This is a genomic window from Paenisporosarcina sp. OV554, assembly GCF_003058165.1.
Taxonomy (GTDB): Bacteria; Bacillota; Bacilli; order Bacillales_A; family Planococcaceae; genus Paenisporosarcina.
The window spans coordinates 15,564-35,460 of the sequence record NZ_QBUC01000015.1; the positions used below are offsets into that span (position 1 = coordinate 15,564).

Sequence of the window (19,897 nt, forward strand, 5' to 3'; positions counted from 1 at the left end):
TGTCCCTTCACCTACACTTTCTCTCGTGTATTTTTCCCAAAGATGCCTGATGGTCTAAAAATTAGAATTAAGATTAAAATGATGAAAGCTGCTGCATCTCTCCATAATGAAAAGCCTAAGCCACTTACCACTGTTTCGACCACTCCAAGAACAAGACCTCCGACCATTGCTCCTGGAATAATACCAATACCACCGAGAACAGCAGCAACGAAAGCCTTCAACCCCGGAATAACTCCCATTAGTGGTTCGATTTTTGTATAATACACTCCAAAAATAACACCAGCTGCTCCAGCTAAAGCTGAACCAATCGCAAACGTTGCTGAAATCGTATTATCAACATTGATACCCATCAATTTTGCTGCGTCTACATCATGTGAAACGGCGCGCATTGCTTTACCAATTTTTGTTTTATGTACAATTAATTGCAAAATGATCATAAGTATTACTGATACAGAAAGGATTAAAATAGATTGACTGCTAATTTGAGCTCCAAATAAATTAAAAGAAATATTAGGAACTACATCTGGATATGCTTCCGGTTGTGCTCCTCGAACATATATGACACCGTATTCAATAAGAAGTGAAACCCCAATTGCAGTAATTAAGGCCGCTATCCGAGTGGCATTTCGAAGTCGTTTGTAGGCGATTCTTTCTATGAGGACACCAAATGCTGCACACGCAACCATTGACAATAATAGTGCTGGGAAAAATCCAAGTCCCCACGCGGTAATTGAGTAAAACCCAATGAAAGACCCTACCATGAATACGTCCCCATGGGCAAAGTTGATTAACTTAATAATTCCATAAACCATCGTATAGCCAAGTGCGATTAACGCATAGATGCTACCGAGTGATATTCCGTTGATAATCTGTTGTACCCATTCCATGTATCCTCACTCCTTTATTAAATCTCAACAGTCCAATAAAAATAAGATAGGAGGATGATTGTTCCATCCTCCCATCTCAGTCAGATCATTAAGGATTTACTTTTGTATTAAAGACTTGTTTGCCGTCTTTGTATTCTAAAATTGTTGCAGACTTGATTGGATTATGTTGCTCATCAATTGTTACATTTCCAGAAACTAAAGCTAAATCTTTCGTTTCTGCAAGTGCATCTTTAATCTTCGTTGTATCTAAATCTCCTGCACGTTCAATTGCGTCTGCTAACAAATAGACAGAATCATAACCAAGTGCATTAAATGCGTCTGGTGATGCGCCATCATATTTATCCGAGAAGTTCTTAACGAATGTTTGAATTTTCTCATCTGGATCTTCAGAAGAATAGTGATTTGTAATAAATGTATTATTAAGTGCTTCTGCACCTGCTAATTCAACTAATTTCGGAGAATCCCAACCATCAGCACCCATTAATGGAACATCAATACCCATTTCTCGAGCTTGTTTTACAATCAAACCAACTTCTTCATAATAACCAGGAATGAAAATGAAGTCTGGTTTTGCTGATTTAATACGTGTTAATGTCGAGCGGAAATCCGTATCTTTCGTAACGTACGCTTCTGTAGCTACAATTTTCCCACCAGCTGCTTCAAACGTTTCTTTGAAAGATTTTGCTAGACCTTTTGCATAGTCACTTGAACTATCAGCGTAGATGGCTACGTTTTTAATTTTCAACTCATTTGCTGCAAAGTTAGCTGCAACTGTTCCTTGGAATGGATCGATGAACGAAGTTCGGAAAGCAAACTCGTTAACACTACCATCTTCATTAACAGTTACGTTAGGGCTTGTACCAGAAGGTGTAAGTAGAATAGTTTTATTATCATTTGCAATTTGTGCTTGTGCGACTGTGTTACCACTTGTAGCTGCACCAATAATTGCTGTAACTTTGTCCTTACTTGTTAATCTGATAGCTGCACTCGTTGCTTCAGAACCTTCGGATTTATTATCTACTTTAATAATTTCAATATCTTTACCGTCGACTCCGCCATCTTTGTTAATTTCTTCAACAGCAAGGTCGATCCCTTTTGAGATTGAAGATCCAAAAGAAGCAACACCGCCAGATAACTCTAAGTTCGCACCAATTTTAATGGTATCTCCGCCAGCTGAACTTGAACTTCCACCTTCACCTGCGCAACCAGTTAATATACTAGCTAATAATGTAGAAACCACAGCCAGTTGAGTAAACTTTCTCTTCATCATAACAATCCCCTTTTTTGGATAATTCTGAAAACTAAATACACATATTTACATTTAATCTAGTAGTCAGATACTATCATTTTTTAATGGTAAGCAATTGTATTGTAAAACAATTAGACTATTAAGTCTATATTAATTTTTAGTTAATTGAGATATTTCTAAATATTATATTAAAATCATGAATTAATTGATGTGAATATGCCGTTTCAAAAAGAAAAACAAGTATATATTTCGGATTAATAATTATTTCTTTAGAGGTTTAATAGCCAACATACTTATTAATGCTAGTGGAGTCTGGAACTCGCTTTTACACTCGTATTACTATATTTTCACAAATATAGGTAATGGCATAAACCAACAAAATGGATATGCAATTCCAAGGTGAACCTGAATAAGAAAGGCATTTTCCAATCGTATTAATTTTTTGCCGCTTTTCACATGCGCTTTTAACGACATTAAATATATTAGGATCATTTCGGTTACTGAAATATTACCTTATTTAACACAAAAAAAGAGTCGAAAAACATTAAAAAGACTATATTATTCCACCTAAGGAAATAATTTTTTGTGAATTTTTTTGTTGTGCTTTTCATTTAATTAACACCATCAGATTTTTTTATCATTTTCCCTTTAAGATTCATACATTTGGTCAAAGCTATATATGGAGCTCTTGTTTGTCAAAAACAGGATTGATTAAATTTGAAGGAAGTGATCTCCTATGCTTACAGAAAAACAAAACTCAACGTTAAAGAAATTACTTTTGGAACAAAAGGTTCAGTTGGAAAGACATGAGGACAATGCGTTCATAGAACAAGGCAGTCTTCGGGATACGACAGCCGAATTATCAACAGTCGATAACCATCCTGCTGATTTAGGAACAGAACTGTATGAACGTGAGAAAGATATGGCGATTCATGTTCATGAACACTCTGAATTAGAAAAAGTAAATAATGCCCTTTTAGCGATGAAAAATGAGACGTATGGCGTTTGTGATGATTGTGGCGAAGACATTCCATTTGAGCGTTTAGAAGCTTTACCTTATACGACTCGCTGCATTGACCATGCAGCGAATTCCCTTCCTCAGGATCGGCCTGCCGAAGAGCAAATTTTACACCCAGCAAACGATAACTCTTTCGCCGAACGTCACAAACGAGACGGTGTTAGAGATTATGAAGACAGTTTTCAAGAAGTCGCACAGTATGGCACATCTGAAACACCATCGGATTTTGAAGGTGATCACGCTGATTTCAATGAATTATATGATGATGAGAACGAAGAAGGTATGGATGAAGAAGTGGATTCATTGCATATAACAAGTATTGGAGGAGACAACAAAGAAATTTCCCTCGCCGAACAAGAAGAAGCTATACGAAACGATTACTTATGAATAGCCCATTTATGGATATTTAAAGGAAACGACCACAAAGGAATACTATCTTTGTGGTCGTTTCCTTTATTTTCATTCCAGATTCAGCTTGTTTTTGGAGATGATTAACAGCCTATCCATCGCTTTACTTAGAAAACATTTTGTTTGATAACGATTGTTTAGAATTACGAGCTTTACGGAATCCTTCAAAAATATTAATACTTGTTGTGATAACAAGTATCCATATAATGTATTGATAAATCCTATTTTTTGTTTGATTAGTTATTTCTAATATATTGTAGCAACCCGAAGCTTAATGTAAGTCAGTCCAATTTTTAAAAAATGACCCTACTTCTTCATTCGAAGTAGGTCATTTTAAGTTTAACGATACAATAGGATTAGATTGGTCGTATGCATGTTGTCATAAATAATGTCTATACTGTTCGGACTTCTAACTCTACAATAATATTATCTCTTGTAGCTCGTGAATAAGGGCATACTTGATGTGCTGCCTCGACAAGCTTCTGTGCTACTTCGATTGCTACGTCTCGCACGAGAACATCAAGTATGACAGATATTGAGTAGCCATCAGTGCCTTGATTTAGTGAGACATGAGCAGTAACTTCTGATCCGCCATGCTTAATTTTTTCCTGTCGAGAGACCACATTTAATGCTGAATCAAAACAAGCCGAGTAGCCCGCAGCAAAAAGTTGTTCTGGATTAGTCGCCTCTTTTTTCACACCCGGCATAGCTAGCGCAACGTCTATTACACCATCTTGTGAACGAACGCGTCCTTCACGACCTCCCACTGCTGTCGCTGTTGCTGTAAATAATTTTTTCATTATATATTCCTCCTCATCATTATTGTGTCACCCTATTAGATTGTGCGCTATTAGATTGTATACAATCTAATTTGAGATTACAACTATCTTGTTTTAAGAAAGGATATTTCCTATGAATCCATTACATTTATCGAACCAACTATGCTTCCCTTTTTATGCCATTTCAAAAGAAATCAGTAAACGCTATCGAACCATTCTTGCACCTTTCAACCTAACCTATCCACAATACTTAGTTATGCTAGTGCTTTGGGAACAAGACAGAATACCTTTAAAAGCGATTGGCCGACGATTACAATTAGATTCCGGTACTCTTACCCCTCTATTAAATAAGCTTATTCAATCCGGTTATATTGAAAAAGCACGTAACGAACTAGATGAACGAGAGCTCGTAATTAAACTCACAGATGCAGGACACTCATTGCGGGAGCAAGCGGCCTCCATCCCATTGCAAATCCAAAGGGTTCTTGGACTAACCGACGACGAGTATAAACGATATAAAGGGATGCTAGACGAACTAAGTCAAAAGCTAAATATGTAGTAAGTGATTTATTGAAAAAGGATCAACCTGATAAATTCAGTTGATCCTTTCGTTTATTATTTCATTTTTAAAACCACTTTCCCTTTTGCTTTTCCTGTTTCCACATAATTAATGGCTTTTTGAGCATCTTCAAAGGGTATAATCTGATCGATGATCGGACGAATTTTTCCTTCTTCGACCTGTTTTTTTATATGAGATAGTTGTTCACCGCTTGGCTTCATAAATAAGAAATGGTATGTTGCATCATGTTTTTTCTCCAACGCTGTCATTTTTCTACTAACAATGGAAAATAAAATGGTTTTCAATAGACCTAAATTGTTTTGAATGGCAAATTTTCGATTTGGCAATCCCGAGACTGAAACAATCTTCCCTTGAGCTTTCAACACATTAAACGATTTCTCAAGAGTTTCACCACCTAATGTATCAAAGACAGCATCATAATTTTTTAAGATTCCTTCAAAATCTTGCTGTTTGTAATTAATTATTTCATCCGCACCAAGTGATTTCACTAGTTCATAGCCCTTATCACTTGCTGTAGTCGCCACATATGCACCCATTTGTTTCGCTAGTTGAATGGCAAATGTCCCCACACCACCAGCCCCGGCATGAATCAAAATCTTTTGACCAGGTTTGAGTTTCAGTATTTCATGAAAAGCCTGCCAAGTAGTTAGTCCCACTAAAGGCAGCGACGCCGCTTCCTCAAAGCTTAGATTCTTTGGTTTTAGCGAAACGTCATCTTCATGTACGGAAAGGTATTCAGCAAATGTCCCAATACGAGTCTTACGCGGCCTTCCATATACTTCATCACCGATCTTAAAATTCGTAACTTTAGCTCCTGCTTTTAAGACTTTTCCTGAAAAATCATTTCCTACTATTAACGGCATTTGATACGTCAAAAGCATTTTTACTTTCCCATCTCTTATTTTATAATCAACGGGATTGATGCTCGCTGCATAAATTTCTACCAAAATGTCTTTTTCTCCAATTGTTGGAATTGGTACTTCTACTTGCTGCAATGGGACATCTTTTCCATATCGTTTAATAACCATAGCTTTCATTCAGTATCATCCTTATCAAAATCTGAAGTAGAATATAGTATTCTGTGTTACCTATAAAAAACAATACGCTCGTTTTTAATTGTTCAATCATTCAAACCTATCATGCACTCGATTTCTATTGGAGGCCATTTAGTGATTACCAAAAAAAGCATCTTGAATGACCTCCAAGATGCTTTTTTTGAAACTTTATTCATCGTTGAGAGTGGAATAGATAATCCGCTCTTCCTAAGGCAATACTGTCGCGCCCATCAGATAACGATCGCATTCTCTCGCTACTTCACGTCCTTCGTTAATTGCCCACACAATAAGGCTTTGGCCACGACGCATGTCTCCAGCTGAAAAGACCCCTTCTACATTGGTCACATACTTTCCATACTCTGCTTTAACCGTAGAGTTGGCGTTTGTTTCAATGTTTAGCTGTTGTAGAAGTCCTTGTTCTGGACCACTAAAGCCAATTGCAAGCAAGACCATTTCTGCTGGCCATATTTTTTCTGTTCCCGGAATTTCTTCACGGATACGATCACCTTCTTGGTCGATCCGAAGTTTTACATTAATTGTGTGTACTTCTTTTACATGACCATTGTCATCGCCAACAAATTTGGTTGTTTGAACAGCATAGGCACGTGGATCTTCACCAAATTTACTCGCTGCTTCTTTTTGACCGTACTCGATACGGTGAATCACCGGGTATTGAGGCCACGGGTTTCCAAGTTCATCCCGGATGGATCCTTTTTGATCATAAATATCAAACTGCGTTAAGCTTTGGCAATTATGTCTGACTGCGGTTGCTAGACAATCCGTACCTGTGTCTCCGCCACCTATGACAATCACATTTTTGCCTTTAGCCGACAAGTACATTCCATCTTTAAGGTTGGAGTCAAGCAAGCTTTTCGTGTTGGCATGGAGGAAATCCATAGCGTAATGAATACCTTTTAGCTCGCGACCTTCCACTTGAACATCACGATGAATCGTTGCACCTCCACATAAAATAGTAGAGTCGAATTCTTGATTGAGCTTTTTAACAGGGTAGTTCTTTCCTACTTCTGTATTTGTAACAAACGTGATTCCTTCTTTCTCAAGCAGTTGAACACGACGTTGAACTATTTCATATGGTAATTTCATTTCAGGAATCCCGTAAGTTAAAAGACCTCCTACACGATCGTTGCGTTCAAAAACGGTGACCCAGTGGCCCGCTTTGTTGAGCTGCGCTGCCGCTGCGAGTCCAGCAGGTCCAGAGCCAATGACCGCCACTTTTTTGCCAGTTCGTCTTTCTGGTGGCTCAGGAATGACCCAACCTTCTTCAAAGCCTTTTTCAATAATGGCACGCTCAACTGTGCGGATTGCAACAGGAGGCTCGTTAATACCAAGGACACACGCGCCTTCACACGGTGCAGGACACGCTGCTCCTGTGAATTCAGGGAAATTATTCATCTCATGTTCACGCTTCAATGCTTCTTTCCACTGTCCTTGATACACGAGGTCATTCCACTCTGGTATCAAGTGATACACTGGACAACCTGTTGTCACACCATTAATTTCAGTACCGGTTTGACAAGTAGGGACACCACAATCCATACAACGTGCACCTTGTTGTCTAATTTCTGTTTCCGACATCGGCGACGTGTAGTCTTTCCAATCCTTTAATCGCTTACGTGGATCACGTTCAAGTTGCGATTGACGTGCATACTCCATAAATCCCGTTGGCTTTCCCATTACACCCCTCCTGTTGTCGTGATTATTTTATTGCTGCCAATTCTTTGTTGCTCTCATCAAACGCAGTCATTTGCGCATCAAATTTTGTTAAACCGCTATCTTGAAGAGTTTTAATTCGATCATTAATTTTCAAGTATGATTTTGGTATAACACGAACGAATTGCGAAGAATACTTTTCCCAGTAAGTTAAAATACGCTTGCCGTGCCCGCTATTTGTATAGTCAACATGCTTTTCAATCATGTTGTATACGTCTTTTAATTCTTCTGGATTTTCTATAGGTTGAATAAGAACAAGTTCTGCATTACATTTTGAATTAAATGTACCGTCTTCATCAAAGACATAGGCGATACCACCCGACATCCCTGCAGCAAAATTGCGTCCAGTTGAACCAAGAACGACAACTTTTCCACCCGTCATATACTCACAGCCATGGTCACCTACGCCTTCAACTACTACGTTGGCTCCACTATTACGTACACAGAAACGCTCTCCTGCAATGCCTTGAATGTATGCTTCACCAGCGGAAGCCCCATAGAAAGCCACGTTCCCAATAATAATATTTTTCTCAGGTTGGAAAGTGACAACTGGGTCAGGATGAACAATTATTTTCCCACCAGACAACCCTTTTCCAACAAAGTCATTTGAATCTCCGACTAATCTCAGAGTTATTCCCCGGGGAATAAATGCACCAAAACTTTGACCAGCTGATCCTTTAAGTGTTAATCGAATCGTATCTTCAGGCAATCCTTTTTCTCCGTAACGTCTTGTTATTTCACTACCGAGCATCGTTCCGGTAACACGGTTAATATTGCGAATGGCCGTTGTAAACTCAACTGGTTCCTGTTTTTCAATCGCGTTTTTGCAGATTGGAATTAGCTCTTGGAAATCGAGCGTTTTCTCTAATTCATGATCTTGATCACGAGTATGATAACGTCCTACTTTAGCTGGCAGGTTTGGTGAGTAAAGTAGGGCTGAAAGGTCGATGTCTTTCGCTTTCCAATGATCAATTGCTTCATTTACTTCAAGTGCATCTGTACGCCCGACCATTTCGTTTATCGTTCTAAAACCAAGTTCAGCCATTAGCTCTCTTGTTTCTGTTGCAATAAAACGCATAAAGTTGGCAACATGTTCTGCATCCCCAGTGAATTTCTTACGTAACTCAGGGTTTTGAGTCGCAATACCAACTGGACATGTATCCATATGACAGACGCGCATCATAACGCAGCCTAGAACAACAAGCGGTGCTGTTGAGAATCCATACTCTTCCGCTCCTAGTAATGTAGCTAAAACCACGTCTCTTCCTGTCATCATTTTGCCATCTGTTTCAATGACAATACGGTCACGGAGACCATTTAACAGAAGCGTTTGGTGAGTTTCAGCTAAACCAATCTCCCACGGTAATCCCGTATGCTTCAAGCTTGTTCGAGGAGCAGCGCCTGTTCCACCGTCATAACCACTAATTAATACAAGGTCTGCTCTTCCTTTTGCAACACCTGCTGCAATCGTCCCAACACCTACAGCAGATACTAATTTGACGCTAATACGTGCTCTTGGATTGGCATTTTTCAGATTAAAAATTAATTCAGCTAAATCTTCGATTGAATAAATATCGTGATGTGGTGGTGGCGAAATTAATTCCACACCAGGGGTTGAACCACGCACTTCTGCAATCCATGGATACACTTTTTTCCCAGGAAGATGTCCCCCTTCACCTGGTTTAGCCCCTTGCGCCACCTTTATTTGAATCTCATCTGCATTGACCAAGTAATGACTTGTCACACCAAAGCGACCCGACGCTACTTGCTTGATAGAACTACGTCTCGAATCGCCATTTGGGTCTGGGGTAAATCGATCGATATCTTCTCCACCTTCACCCGTGTTACTTCTACCTCCAACACGGTTCATGGCAACAGCTAAAGCTTCATGTGCTTCTTTAGAAATCGACCCATATGACATAGCACCGGTTTTAAAGCGTCGACAAATAGCCTCAACCGATTCTACCTCTTCAATCGGCACTGATGGTTGCTGTTTAAATTTCAAAAGTCCTCGAAGTGATTGCAAGTTTGTCGTTTCATCCGTCAACATTTTCGTGTATTTCTTAAAGACTTCATAGTTATTTGTTCGACAAGCATGTTGGAGGGTATGAATCGTACTCGGATTGTACTGATGATCTTCGCCGTTTGCACGGTACTGGAATTCATCTCCCGAATCTAGTGTTTGATTGCTTCCTCGATTTTCACCAAATGCTTCCTCATGACGCATTAGCACTTCCTTTTCAATCATATTGATACCAATTCCGCCTAAACGTGAAGATGTTCGTGTGAAATATTTGTCGATAACATCCATATGAATGCCTACTGCTTCAAAAATTTGAGCTCCTCGATAACTTTGAATCGTTGAAATCCCTATTTTAGAGAGGATTTTTATGACGCCATCTGTTACTGAGTAAATGTACTTCTCAACCGCTTTTTCGAATGAATCGATGTTGATTTCACCTTTATCAATCAAATCGCGAATAGAATCAAATGTAAGGTAAGGATTAATTCCTTCTGCCCCATAACCCAGTAGCGTCGCAAAGTGATGTACTTCTCTCACTTCAGCAGATTCAAGTAAAATGCTTACTTTTGTACGGGTTCCTTGTCGAATCAAATGATGATGTAGACCAGAAACAGCAAGAAGTGCTGGAATAGCTGCTTGATGTTCTGACACACTTCGATCAGATAAAATCAACAAGGTTGTTCCTTCTTCTATTGCTTTATCAGCTTTAACAAACAAGCTATCGAGAGCATTTTCCATATTATTTTCGTTCATCTTTGCTTCGAAAAGCGTAGAGAACGTTATCGTTTTGAAACCATCTAAATTTTGCAAACGAATTTTTTGTAATTGACGATTGGTCAGCACAGGTGTTTTAAGTCGAATGTGCTTACAGCTGTCTTGATTTGGGCTTACTAAGTTTCCTTCAGCACCTATAGTTGTATCTGTCATCGTAATAATTTTCTCGCGAATCGCATCAATTGGTGGATTCGTTACTTGTGCAAATAACTGTTTAAAATAGTTGTACAGTAGTTGTGGCTTTTTCGATAACACTGCAAGTGGAGAATCATAACCCATTGAACCGACTGGATCTTTTCCTTCTGTAACAAGTGGTTTGATAATTTTATTTAATTCTTCTCGTGTATAACCAAATGCTAGTTGTTGCTTTAAGAGCTGGTCTCCCGCATGAACTGGTTGTTGCTCGAGTGCCTCTGGAATATCTTCTAAATCCGTCATATTTGTTAGCCACTCTCTATAAGGCTGTTCTGACGCAATTTGAAGTTTGACTTCTTCATCCGGAATAATCGTGCCTTTTTCCAAATCGATTAGAAGGATTTTACCCGGTGCTAATCTTTCCTTATATTCAATATCATCTGCGAAAATATCCAATGCCCCTACTTCTGAACCTAGAACAATCATGCCGCTTTTGGTTACATAATAACGAGCCGGTCTTAATCCATTGCGATCCAGACACGCTGCAATTTGATTTCCGTCAGTAAATACGAGTGCAGCAGGACCATCCCATGGTTCCATTAACGTACTATGGTATTCATAAAAATCGCGTTTTTCTTCTTTGATGTTCTTATCGTTCGCCCAAGGCTCAGGTACCATCATCATAGCTGTGTGCGCAAGTGAACGTCCGGAAAGATGTAAGAACTCAAAGCAGTTATCAAACATGGATGAGTCACTGCCGTCTGAATCGATGACAGGTAACACTTTTTGCAAATCTTCACGATTGAAGAATTCCGATTCACACATTTGCTCACGTGCACGCATCCAATTGACATTGCCTCGTAATGTATTAAATTCTCCATTGTGGATGGTATAACGATTTGGATGTGCTCGCTTCCAACTTGGGAAAGTGTTGGTACTAAAACGGGAATGCACAAGTGCTAATGCGGATTTATAGTCAGGATGGTTTAAATCGATGTAAAACGAATCGAGTTGTTCGGGAATCAGCATTCCTTTATAGACAATGGTACGGGTAGATAAACTACTGATGTAAACATCTTCGTAGCCTTTCATGCTTGCCATTTCTGTTTCAATACGTTTTCGAATAATGTAAAGCTTTCGCTCAAAATCCAGTGGGGTTTTTATATCTTCGCTTACTTGTATAAATAATTGTCTAATCGAAGGCTTTGTTTTTGAAGCCACTTTCCCAACAAATGATTCGTTTATGGGAACTGGACGCCACCCTAGGAATGTTTGGCCTTCTTCTGCAATGATTCGCTCAAAAATATCTTTGCTTTTCATTCGAGTATCGTGATCCCTCGGTAAAAATACCATTCCAACACCATACTCGCCTTCTCTTGGCAAATAGATGTTTTCTTTCTCGCACTGTTTTTGGAAAAAACGATGTGGAATTTGCGTTAAAATACCTGCTCCATCACCAGTACTTGTATCCGAAGATTGGCCACCTCGATGCTCCATGTTACATAAGATGGTAATCGCATGTTGAACGATGCTATGTGTCTGTTTACCATTAATATTTGCAATCATTCCAATCCCACAGGCTTCATGCTCTTGCTCAGGACTATATAAGCCTTGTGAAACAGGGTATCCATTCTTTGACATGACAACGTCCCCTCTCTAGTAATCTGTTGAAAGTTGGTTCATTTTCATGAAGGGATTCTTCACAGTTCACTATCAATTTTGAATAATCATATCATAAAATACGCTTTAACATAAGATTCTGACATAATTTTATTGTATTTTTATTTAATTATATGAATGAAAACGCTTCCGCTAATTTATAAAAACACTCTTCGAACATCGAAAATAGCAAGCAAAATCAAGGTTTATTACTCATTTACCTTAAAATTTCTTAACATTAAATATATTTAAAAAAACATCATTTATACATTTCTAATTCTTCGCTTTATAATGCTCTTAAAATATCCAGGATCAATTGTTTTTACTATTTTCGGGAAGGGAAGAAAAGAATATTATTAAGAATACAAAAAGGGATATCCTATGATGAGGACATCCCTTTATATTTGGCTCTTTTATATTATATTGTTGTTTATCGAACATTTGCGCTTGCCACACGTTCCACATGCCAACAAGTATGAAAAACACATACTTGTTGGTCTCATGCTTCACACTCTTGCGGCATGCTAGGCGCAAATGCACTCTTTCGTTTCCTTAAAAAGCAGGAAGAGGCCGAAATAGCATCTTCGGCCGAACATCTACATAAAGAAACCATCTATTCTGTAGTTAACCAAATCTAGATTACTCTGTGCTTGCAGGTTGCAAGGGAGCGATGGATGCATCTAGATAGTCAGGAATTTTCCCCTCTTCTTTTAGGACCTCTTCAAACGCTTCTACAACATGCTTATCATAATGAATATCCACGAGCCTTTTTATTTCGTCTAATGCAAACTGAGGTTCAAATGCTTTACGGTAAGGTCGATCTTCTGTCATGGCGTCAAATGAGTCACTAACTGCGATAATACGAGATTCCAAAAGAATCTGATCTCCTGTTAAGCCGTATGGATAACCACTCCCATTTAAACGCTCATGGTGTTGTTCAATAATGGGAAGGATTTCTTCATATTGGTTGCCTTTAATCATCTCAACACCATCAACTGGATGCTTCTTTACAATTGAAAATTCTTCATCACTAAGGAAAGTTGGTTTATTTAAAATATCCTCAGGAATATTAATTTTCCCAATATCATGTAAAAAAGATGCGGTATTGATGTTATTCACTTGGTCTTTATTCAAATTCATTTTTTTGGCAATTTTCACAGCGTTATTCGCTACACGATCACTGTGCATATATGTATAGTGATCTTTTAATTCTACTTTCTTTACTACATCCATAAGAGAAGATATCTCATTACTCAACGAATCAAATATAGGCTCTGTAGTAACCCATAGTAACGTAACGTTTGATAATGCAGTAAAGTGTATAGGCTCGATAAGTCCTTTAGCTGAGAAATAATCTTGAGGACCCAAAACTAACTTTTCATTATCAACTTCACAAACGACTTCACCGGATAAGATCAAATAAAATTCCATAACTTCCGGGTTATCAGAAGGATAAATATAAAACAATCTATCTTTTTCGATTGATTGTAATAATACTTCAGTCCCATCTCCACGAGTTAATAAGCTAATATCATTTCTATTATATTTAACTCTTTCCAGAGATGAACCCTTTTTACCAATCTTAAAACCTTCCAACTTTTCCACCCCAAATACATATATAAAAAGAGATCATTAGCTAGAACTCTTTTTTTATTAATGAATAACAATTTAAATTACTAGTTCTCTCCTACTACTTTAATAGGATCAATCCATACAGATCTGTCCGCAAATTCTACTAACACCCAGCTACATTCAGCTTTAATGCCATATTCTTCAGCTTCAATGATTGTTTCTTTTGATATTTGAAGTGTCTCTTCATATACTGAGCGGATGATTTTATCAAGTTCTTCATTATATTTTGTAGTTAATTGATCAATTTCTGCATTTGGCATAGCTACTTGTGAAAGATAGTTTTCCTGTAATCTATCTGCGTCTTTTACAGCCTGTTCAATCTTTTTATCAATTTTTATATTGGCCTTTTCAATTAATTGAAGGCCTTTAGCCTGATCTTCATCAGTTGCAGCAAATACATTGGTGCTTAACCCCAAGAATAGTAATGCTGTTAATAGAATCGTAAAAATTTTCTTCAAAAAATAACCCCCAATGATGAATTTTATAAATAAAAGTGCATATTGATAGATAATGTAAATCTATTAGTTCTTAAAGGGTCATTTTGCAACTAAAAAGCGAAACCCTACTCAAAATGTGCCTCTTTAGCTCTATATCTACATCCACTCAATGAAAATATATTCGATTCTTTTTTTTATTATATAAGAAGTTACGTCCTAAATACACATTTATTTGTATTATTCTGTCTAATTATACTTTCTAAAAAACCTTTAGCTCAGATATTCAATTGTTTCCAAATCTCCTGGTAGTTCAGATTGACTATAGGTTCATCCTTTATAAGACGCTCACGGATGCCAGCAACGCGCTTATTTTCCTGTTCATGTCCATTTGAGAGGTCCATTTTCTTATGAAAGACGCCGTAAAGTGTATAATCACGCAACTTCAAGAATAGTGGTAAGCGCTCTAGCCATTCAAGCGTCATTGGTCGAACGCTAACATAACCTTTTAGGAAATGCGTTAGAAATTCGGTTCCGAACGCTGAACGCTTTTCAAGTGTTTCTTCTCTATACTTCCACCAGGTCGAGTAATATAGAGGAATCGCAATATCGCTGATGAAATAGAAATACATGGCATCATCGAAGTCGAACACGTGTATATCCCCTTCATAATAAAAGAAATTGCCCATATGTATGTCTGAATGAATTAATCCGAATGTTTCTTTTGTTTGAGGTAGCTGTTGGATGTTGGCAACAAGTTGTCGGTTACCTATGATGATCGCTTCGTCTTCATTCGCATCAATAAAATTTTCAAGCTCAATTAAATCATCTTCATCCCATTGCAGACGTTCTGTTTCTGAATCTTGATAATGCTCTGTTGCTAAGTGCATTTTTGCTGTAATGGCTCCCCATTTTTCAAACAATTCCGGCCCGAATTCTGGACTGTTCATTTTGACTGAAGTCCCTGGCGCTTTGTCGAACAAGCAGACGAAAAAGAATGAATCTTCGACTGGCAATACTTCCACAAGCTCGTCATTTTTTGACGTATGCACAAGTGACACATGAACGTCGTGACCATGGAGGAAGTTAATCCACTTTAGTTCGCCTTCTACTTCTTGTTTCGAGCGATGCGAAGAGTGCGTCAATCTCAGAATATAAGGCGTACCGTTTCGTTCTACTTCATAAACATAATTCTCAAAGTCCCCTAGCTTTTTGGCATTCGTCGCATTTGCTCCGTAGCGAGCTGCCGCTTCTTTCAGTACATCCTCGGTAAATAGTTTCTCCACCCATTGTTCCATGGTATTTCCTCCTCATTTTCAATAATTTATCTAATTCTTCGCTTCAATGACTCCTATTCCCAAACTTCCTTCAAGGTATTTCTGAATAAAACATTCAATTTTTCAGTAGGATTATCAATTTCTATAGAAATGGTTTTGACGTAAGCTTCCAAGCGTATCATTTCACTTTCCAGGAAATCATTGATTAGTTGAATCCTTGGCTCCAAATCCATTTCATCCCCAGCAATTTTACGTTTTAAAAGAAGCTCGATTTCACGTTTCAAATGATGATCGGATACCATTGTATCTACTAGTTCGTGAAAACCGATGGGCGGAACTGTTTGCTTCTCTTCAATCCACTTACATGCCAAAATTGGCCGTAGTACATAAAAATATTTTTTTATCTTCACATTTGTTCCCTGCAAAAATTCCCGATAATTCTTTTTGGCCATATTTAAGTAATGGTAGAGTGTCGCATTTGAGTAAAATACCTGCGGCTCCAATTCCCGCATTTGGTCAATGAATGAATAGGCTTGATAATAGACAATCTCACTTTTCATCCACTCTAATAGTGGTGGATTACTCTTGCGAAAAAGTCGTAAAGCCTTCGTGATTTCCCATCCACTGATATCCAGCAAATCATTTATGGGTACTTCGATAACGTCTCTCTTCTCCCCAATGCCTTGTGGGTCAATCGACAGATACCAATCTGATTGATGTATATATATAAATCGCACATCATAGTCACTGTCTTTTGAAGGAAATCCCCATGCCCGACTACCTGACTCAACTGCATATAAGACCTTAACTTGATATTTCTCTTCAATTTCTTTTAATTTAATTTTGATTATTTCATTCACTTTGATTCATCCTTTAATTTTTTTCTTTACGCTCCTGTTTTATTTTCATTAGCGAGTTTACTTGGCTAATGAGACAGCTTGAACGTTGTTTCCTTTGCGAAAACTTTATCGCACAAACACGCCTCGTATCCTAGTTAACTTGCTGAAACAAAGAGATAAATTCGCCATAACCTTGTGCTTCTAGTTGTTGTTTTGGAATGAATTTAAGTGCAGCTGAATTCATGCAATAACGAGCGCGATCTAAACCCGGTCCATCGTCAAAGACATGTCCCAGATGCGAATCAGATGTTTTAGTCCGCACTTCTATGCGGCGCATCCCTAAAGATGTATCAAGCTTTTCTGTAAGTTCATTGCGTCGAAGTGGCTTCGTAAAGCTTGGCCATCCACATCCTGCATCATATTGATCCAGGGAACTAAACAACGCTTCACCTGAAATACGGTCAATATATATCCCTTCATCTTTATTGTTCCAATATTCGTTATTATAAGGGGATTCAGTCCCGTTTTCTTTCATCACGTGATACTGAAGAGGTGTGAGTTCCAGCTTCAATTCAGCATCGCTTTTCGTGTTCTTCCAATTCTTGCGGATAAAAGCAGAGCGACCCGACCCTTCCTTGTAGAGATTGTAATGAAACGGTACCTTTTTATAATAATGCTGGTGCTTTTCTTCTGCTGGATAAAAAGGTTGAGCAGGTAAAACCTCCGTCACAATCGGCGTTGTAAAACGTCCACTGTTTTCTAGAGCTTCTTTAGATGATTCTGCAAGCTCTTTTTGCTCGACACCATGAATAAAAATCGCGGTGCGATAAGAATCACCTCGGTCGTTAAATTGCCCACCCGCATCGGTTGGATCGATTTGTTGCCAATACAGGTCCAACAGTTTTTCATATGGGATAACTGATGGATCATATGTAATTTGGACCGCTTCATAATGTCCTGTTTTGTGTGTATGAACTTCATCGTATGTTGGGTTCACGGTGTGTCCACCTGTATATCCTGAAACCACTTGATGGATACCTGGTTGCTCATCAAAAGGGGAAACCATACACCAGAAGCAACCTCCGCCAAATGTTGCAAGTTTAAATTTTGTCGTCATCGTAACCTACCTTTCATTAGAAAAACTTCGTAAAATCCATCATCTTTATATTTAGGGTATACTTTTTATTGTCTAGTATTTGTATTTCAACTGGGTAGCTCCCAAATTTGGTACCTACTCCGGTAAGGAAGGATGTAATGTTAAAAATGGAAGGCAAAACAATCATAAAAGACAAAGGGGTACGATGGCTGTTAATTGGCCCAAACATTCTCATGTGGCTGTCCTTTTTCGGACTATTAATATGGTTTGGACTACATTTAGAAGCTATTAAAGAAAACAATCGGTTACTTATGTATTTAATTCTGTTAGGCGCTCTATTCTTCGTTTCATTATTAGGAGCATTCCGCAATTGGCTTTGGATTAAGCAAGGCAAAATGTAAGTATGCAGCAATGCATCATTAGTTCGGTCATTATTTTCGGGTGAAAAATAAAAGTTATAGTTCCTCCCCCAATAATCGTCTTGATAATTGGGGGTATTTTTGACACCAGAACCAGGTAGCAAATCATGTCGAAAAAGGAGATATTTCCTGGGAAATGACTGTCGAATCAACTCTTCAATATGAAAAAAAGAAAGAAAATCATCTTTTCGTACTACTTGATCGCATGTTACTTAGACTGATTATTTAAGAACTCACGTACTCTAGTCGCATACGTTTCTGGTTCTTCAACTCCAGGCATATGTGAACTGTTCTCAAATATATGAAACTCAGATCCTGGAACCAAGCTTGCATAGTATTCAGTGGTCTTAGGCGTTGCTTCATCAAAATTTCCGCATGTAAATAAACTTGGGATGACGATTTCTTTTAATCTTTCCGTAACATCAAAATCTTGTAAAGTACCCGTTACAGTAAACTCTGAAGCTCCCCACATGAATCCATAAATGGCATGGTTCGATCTCTTCATATTGTCCAGAAGTTCTTGTGGCCAAGGAAGTAGTCGACATACGTGACGTTCATAAAATTGAATCATGGCATGGTGGTACTCATCTGAGTCCGTTGTCTTGTCTCTTTCACTCCGTTCAATAATATCCTGCGACTCTTGCGGTAAATCCTTCAAATATTCTCTCTGGTCACGCTCCCACATACGTGAATTCAAGCACGGACTAGAAAAAATCACACTTTTGACGCCTGTGGGTTGTTCAAGAAGATAAGCGGCTGCAAGCATTGTCCCCCATGAATGTCCGAGAATATGAACTTCTTCCAAACCAAGGGCCTCTCTAACTTGGGCCAATTCTTCGACGTATCGTTCAACGGTCCACAATGACAAATCTTCAGGTCGATCCGAATTCCCACACCCGAGCTGGTCATAGTGAATCACCGGTCGATTGTCTCCTAACATTCTTAGTGGATCTGATTCTCTGCTCATCCCACCCGGTCCACCATGCAAAACTAACAGCGGAATACCAGGGCCATCCCCCGTCTTTCGATAGTAAACATTTCCGCCTGTAACGGGAATAAATCCTTCCGTAACTTGCTTCATCTAATTGTCCCCTTTTCATATCGACTGTTTATAGTTCCAAACATGTTACGTACTGATAAAAGGAATTCACAATTTTCTTTCCTATTTTAAAAGTTCAACACAATCACAGATTATCCTGCTTACAAATATCGGTCAATCGTAACTCCCTTAGTAAAAGTTTCTTAAATTAGTTAGACCACTAATTCTGTTTTAGCTTTTTCTTTTTGGTTTTGGGCTGCACCTCAGATTCTAACAGAAGGAATCACAAATAACAGGTAACAAATTGGAGCTTTCGTCGGTTTCTAATTATATGTATTGGCAGCCTATTTGTTGGATGACTTTCTGGATAAAGTCAGACGTGAAGCGTGTTCTTTCAGACGGGAAACCCTTTTTTTCAGACGTCAGCTCTCTTTTTTCAGACGTGAACCCCAAAAAGTCAGACTGAGCGCCCGCTCACCCTATAAACTAGATACTCGCTCACAGAAAAACTCGTTAAGCGCTAGGATCGGGGGTCTTCCATTCGTGGAAGTTCTTGAATGGGGCTGCGGTTGGACTGGCAGCCTTTATTGAGGAACATAATCAAGAAAAAACAACAATAAAAGCAGTGGATTTCACAAGTGAATCCACTGCTTCGTGTACATCTAAAGAAATTCCTAAAAGGAAGTCCCCCTACCATTATTGTCCTTTTTAACTTTTGCTTTGTGTAATATTTGCTAAAATTTCATAAAATCGAAGGCAAGCCTTGTGATCAAATACCTGGGTAATTGCCATGATTTCATCGGCCTGACTATCATTCAATACTTTCTGTAGCCTTTCTTTACTGTCTGTGGACTTCCAACGAT

General features: G+C 38.4%; 16 protein-coding genes. 4 read left to right on the forward strand and 12 right to left on the reverse strand.

Annotated features, from left to right (window positions below):
* Nucleotides 1–11: 11 nt before the first annotated feature.
* Nucleotides 12–887 (reverse strand): branched-chain amino acid ABC transporter permease, encoded by an 876-nt coding sequence (locus C8K15_RS13080; RefSeq protein ID WP_108586849.1) that lies wholly within the window; start codon nucleotides 885–887, stop codon nucleotides 12–14.
* An 88-nt stretch (nucleotides 888–975) separates the two neighbouring features.
* Nucleotides 976–2,157 (reverse strand): ABC transporter substrate-binding protein, encoded by a 1,182-nt coding sequence (locus C8K15_RS13085; protein WP_108586850.1) that lies wholly within the window; start codon nucleotides 2,155–2,157, stop codon nucleotides 976–978.
* Between the two features lie 715 nt (nucleotides 2,158–2,872).
* Here C8K15_RS13085 and C8K15_RS13090 point away from each other — a divergent pair.
* Nucleotides 2,873–3,541, forward strand: a complete 669-nt coding sequence (locus C8K15_RS13090; RefSeq protein ID WP_108586851.1) for a TraR/DksA C4-type zinc finger protein — start codon at nucleotides 2,873–2,875, stop codon at nucleotides 3,539–3,541.
* Between the two features lie 413 nt (nucleotides 3,542–3,954).
* On the opposite strand, the gene C8K15_RS13095 is transcribed toward C8K15_RS13090, so the two are convergent.
* Nucleotides 3,955–4,362: an organic hydroperoxide resistance protein gene (locus C8K15_RS13095; RefSeq protein ID WP_108586852.1), complete on the reverse strand. Its 408-nt coding sequence runs from the start codon at nucleotides 4,360–4,362 to the stop codon at nucleotides 3,955–3,957.
* 112 nt (nucleotides 4,363–4,474) lie between these two features.
* On the opposite strand from C8K15_RS13095, the gene C8K15_RS13100 reads away from it, so the two are divergent.
* Complete coding sequence (locus C8K15_RS13100; RefSeq protein ID WP_108586853.1) at nucleotides 4,475–4,900, forward strand: MarR family winged helix-turn-helix transcriptional regulator; 426 nt, start codon at nucleotides 4,475–4,477, stop codon at nucleotides 4,898–4,900.
* Between the two features lie 56 nt (nucleotides 4,901–4,956).
* On the opposite strand, the gene C8K15_RS13105 is transcribed toward C8K15_RS13100, so the two are convergent.
* The 8 genes from C8K15_RS13105 to msrA form a co-directional block, all read right to left on the reverse strand.
* Nucleotides 4,957–5,958, reverse strand: coding sequence for an NADP-dependent oxidoreductase (locus tag C8K15_RS13105; protein WP_108586854.1), 1,002 nt, complete (start codon nucleotides 5,956–5,958; stop codon nucleotides 4,957–4,959).
* Nucleotides 5,959–6,183: 225 nt separating this feature from the next.
* On the reverse strand, nucleotides 6,184–7,671 hold the full coding sequence (locus tag C8K15_RS13110) for a glutamate synthase subunit beta (protein WP_108586855.1): 1,488 nt from the start codon (nucleotides 7,669–7,671) through the stop codon (nucleotides 6,184–6,186).
* A 22-nt stretch (nucleotides 7,672–7,693) separates the two neighbouring features.
* Nucleotides 7,694–12,280: a glutamate synthase large subunit gene (gltB, locus tag C8K15_RS13115; RefSeq protein ID WP_108586856.1), complete on the reverse strand. Its 4,587-nt coding sequence runs from the start codon at nucleotides 12,278–12,280 to the stop codon at nucleotides 7,694–7,696.
* A gap of 657 nt (nucleotides 12,281–12,937) precedes the next feature.
* Nucleotides 12,938–13,894 carry an HD-GYP domain-containing protein gene (locus tag C8K15_RS13120; RefSeq protein WP_108586857.1) on the reverse strand — a complete coding sequence of 319 codons (957 nt, stop codon included), beginning with the start codon at nucleotides 13,892–13,894 and terminating at the stop codon, nucleotides 12,938–12,940.
* A gap of 80 nt (nucleotides 13,895–13,974) precedes the next feature.
* The gene (locus C8K15_RS13125) at nucleotides 13,975–14,388 is read right to left on the reverse strand and encodes a hypothetical protein (RefSeq protein WP_108586858.1); all 414 of its coding nucleotides are present in this window, start codon (nucleotides 14,386–14,388) and stop codon (nucleotides 13,975–13,977) included.
* Between the two features lie 254 nt (nucleotides 14,389–14,642).
* Nucleotides 14,643–15,662: a phosphotransferase enzyme family protein gene (locus tag C8K15_RS13130; RefSeq protein ID WP_108586859.1), complete on the reverse strand. Its 1,020-nt coding sequence runs from the start codon at nucleotides 15,660–15,662 to the stop codon at nucleotides 14,643–14,645.
* 53 nt (nucleotides 15,663–15,715) lie between these two features.
* Entirely contained in the window at nucleotides 15,716–16,501 is a 786-nt protein-coding gene (locus C8K15_RS13135) for a nucleotidyltransferase domain-containing protein (protein WP_108586860.1), read from the reverse strand.
* 130 nt (nucleotides 16,502–16,631) lie between these two features.
* Nucleotides 16,632–17,597: a peptide-methionine (S)-S-oxide reductase MsrA gene (gene msrA, locus C8K15_RS13140; protein ID WP_108586861.1), complete on the reverse strand. Its 966-nt coding sequence runs from the start codon at nucleotides 17,595–17,597 to the stop codon at nucleotides 16,632–16,634.
* A 137-nt stretch (nucleotides 17,598–17,734) separates the two neighbouring features.
* Here msrA and C8K15_RS13145 point away from each other — a divergent pair, with 137 nt between their 5' ends.
* Complete coding sequence (locus tag C8K15_RS13145) at nucleotides 17,735–17,977, forward strand: hypothetical protein (RefSeq protein WP_108586862.1); 243 nt, start codon at nucleotides 17,735–17,737, stop codon at nucleotides 17,975–17,977.
* A gap of 226 nt (nucleotides 17,978–18,203) precedes the next feature.
* Here the strand turns inward: C8K15_RS13145 and C8K15_RS13150 are convergent, their stop codons facing one another.
* The gene (locus C8K15_RS13150) at nucleotides 18,204–19,076 is read right to left on the reverse strand and encodes a proline iminopeptidase-family hydrolase (protein WP_108586863.1); all 873 of its coding nucleotides are present in this window, start codon (nucleotides 19,074–19,076) and stop codon (nucleotides 18,204–18,206) included.
* A gap of 511 nt (nucleotides 19,077–19,587) precedes the next feature.
* On the opposite strand from C8K15_RS13150, the gene C8K15_RS20350 reads away from it, so the two are divergent.
* Entirely contained in the window at nucleotides 19,588–19,746 is a 159-nt protein-coding gene (locus C8K15_RS20350) for a hypothetical protein (RefSeq protein WP_158268315.1), read from the forward strand.
* Nucleotides 19,747–19,897: the final 151 nt, after the last annotated feature.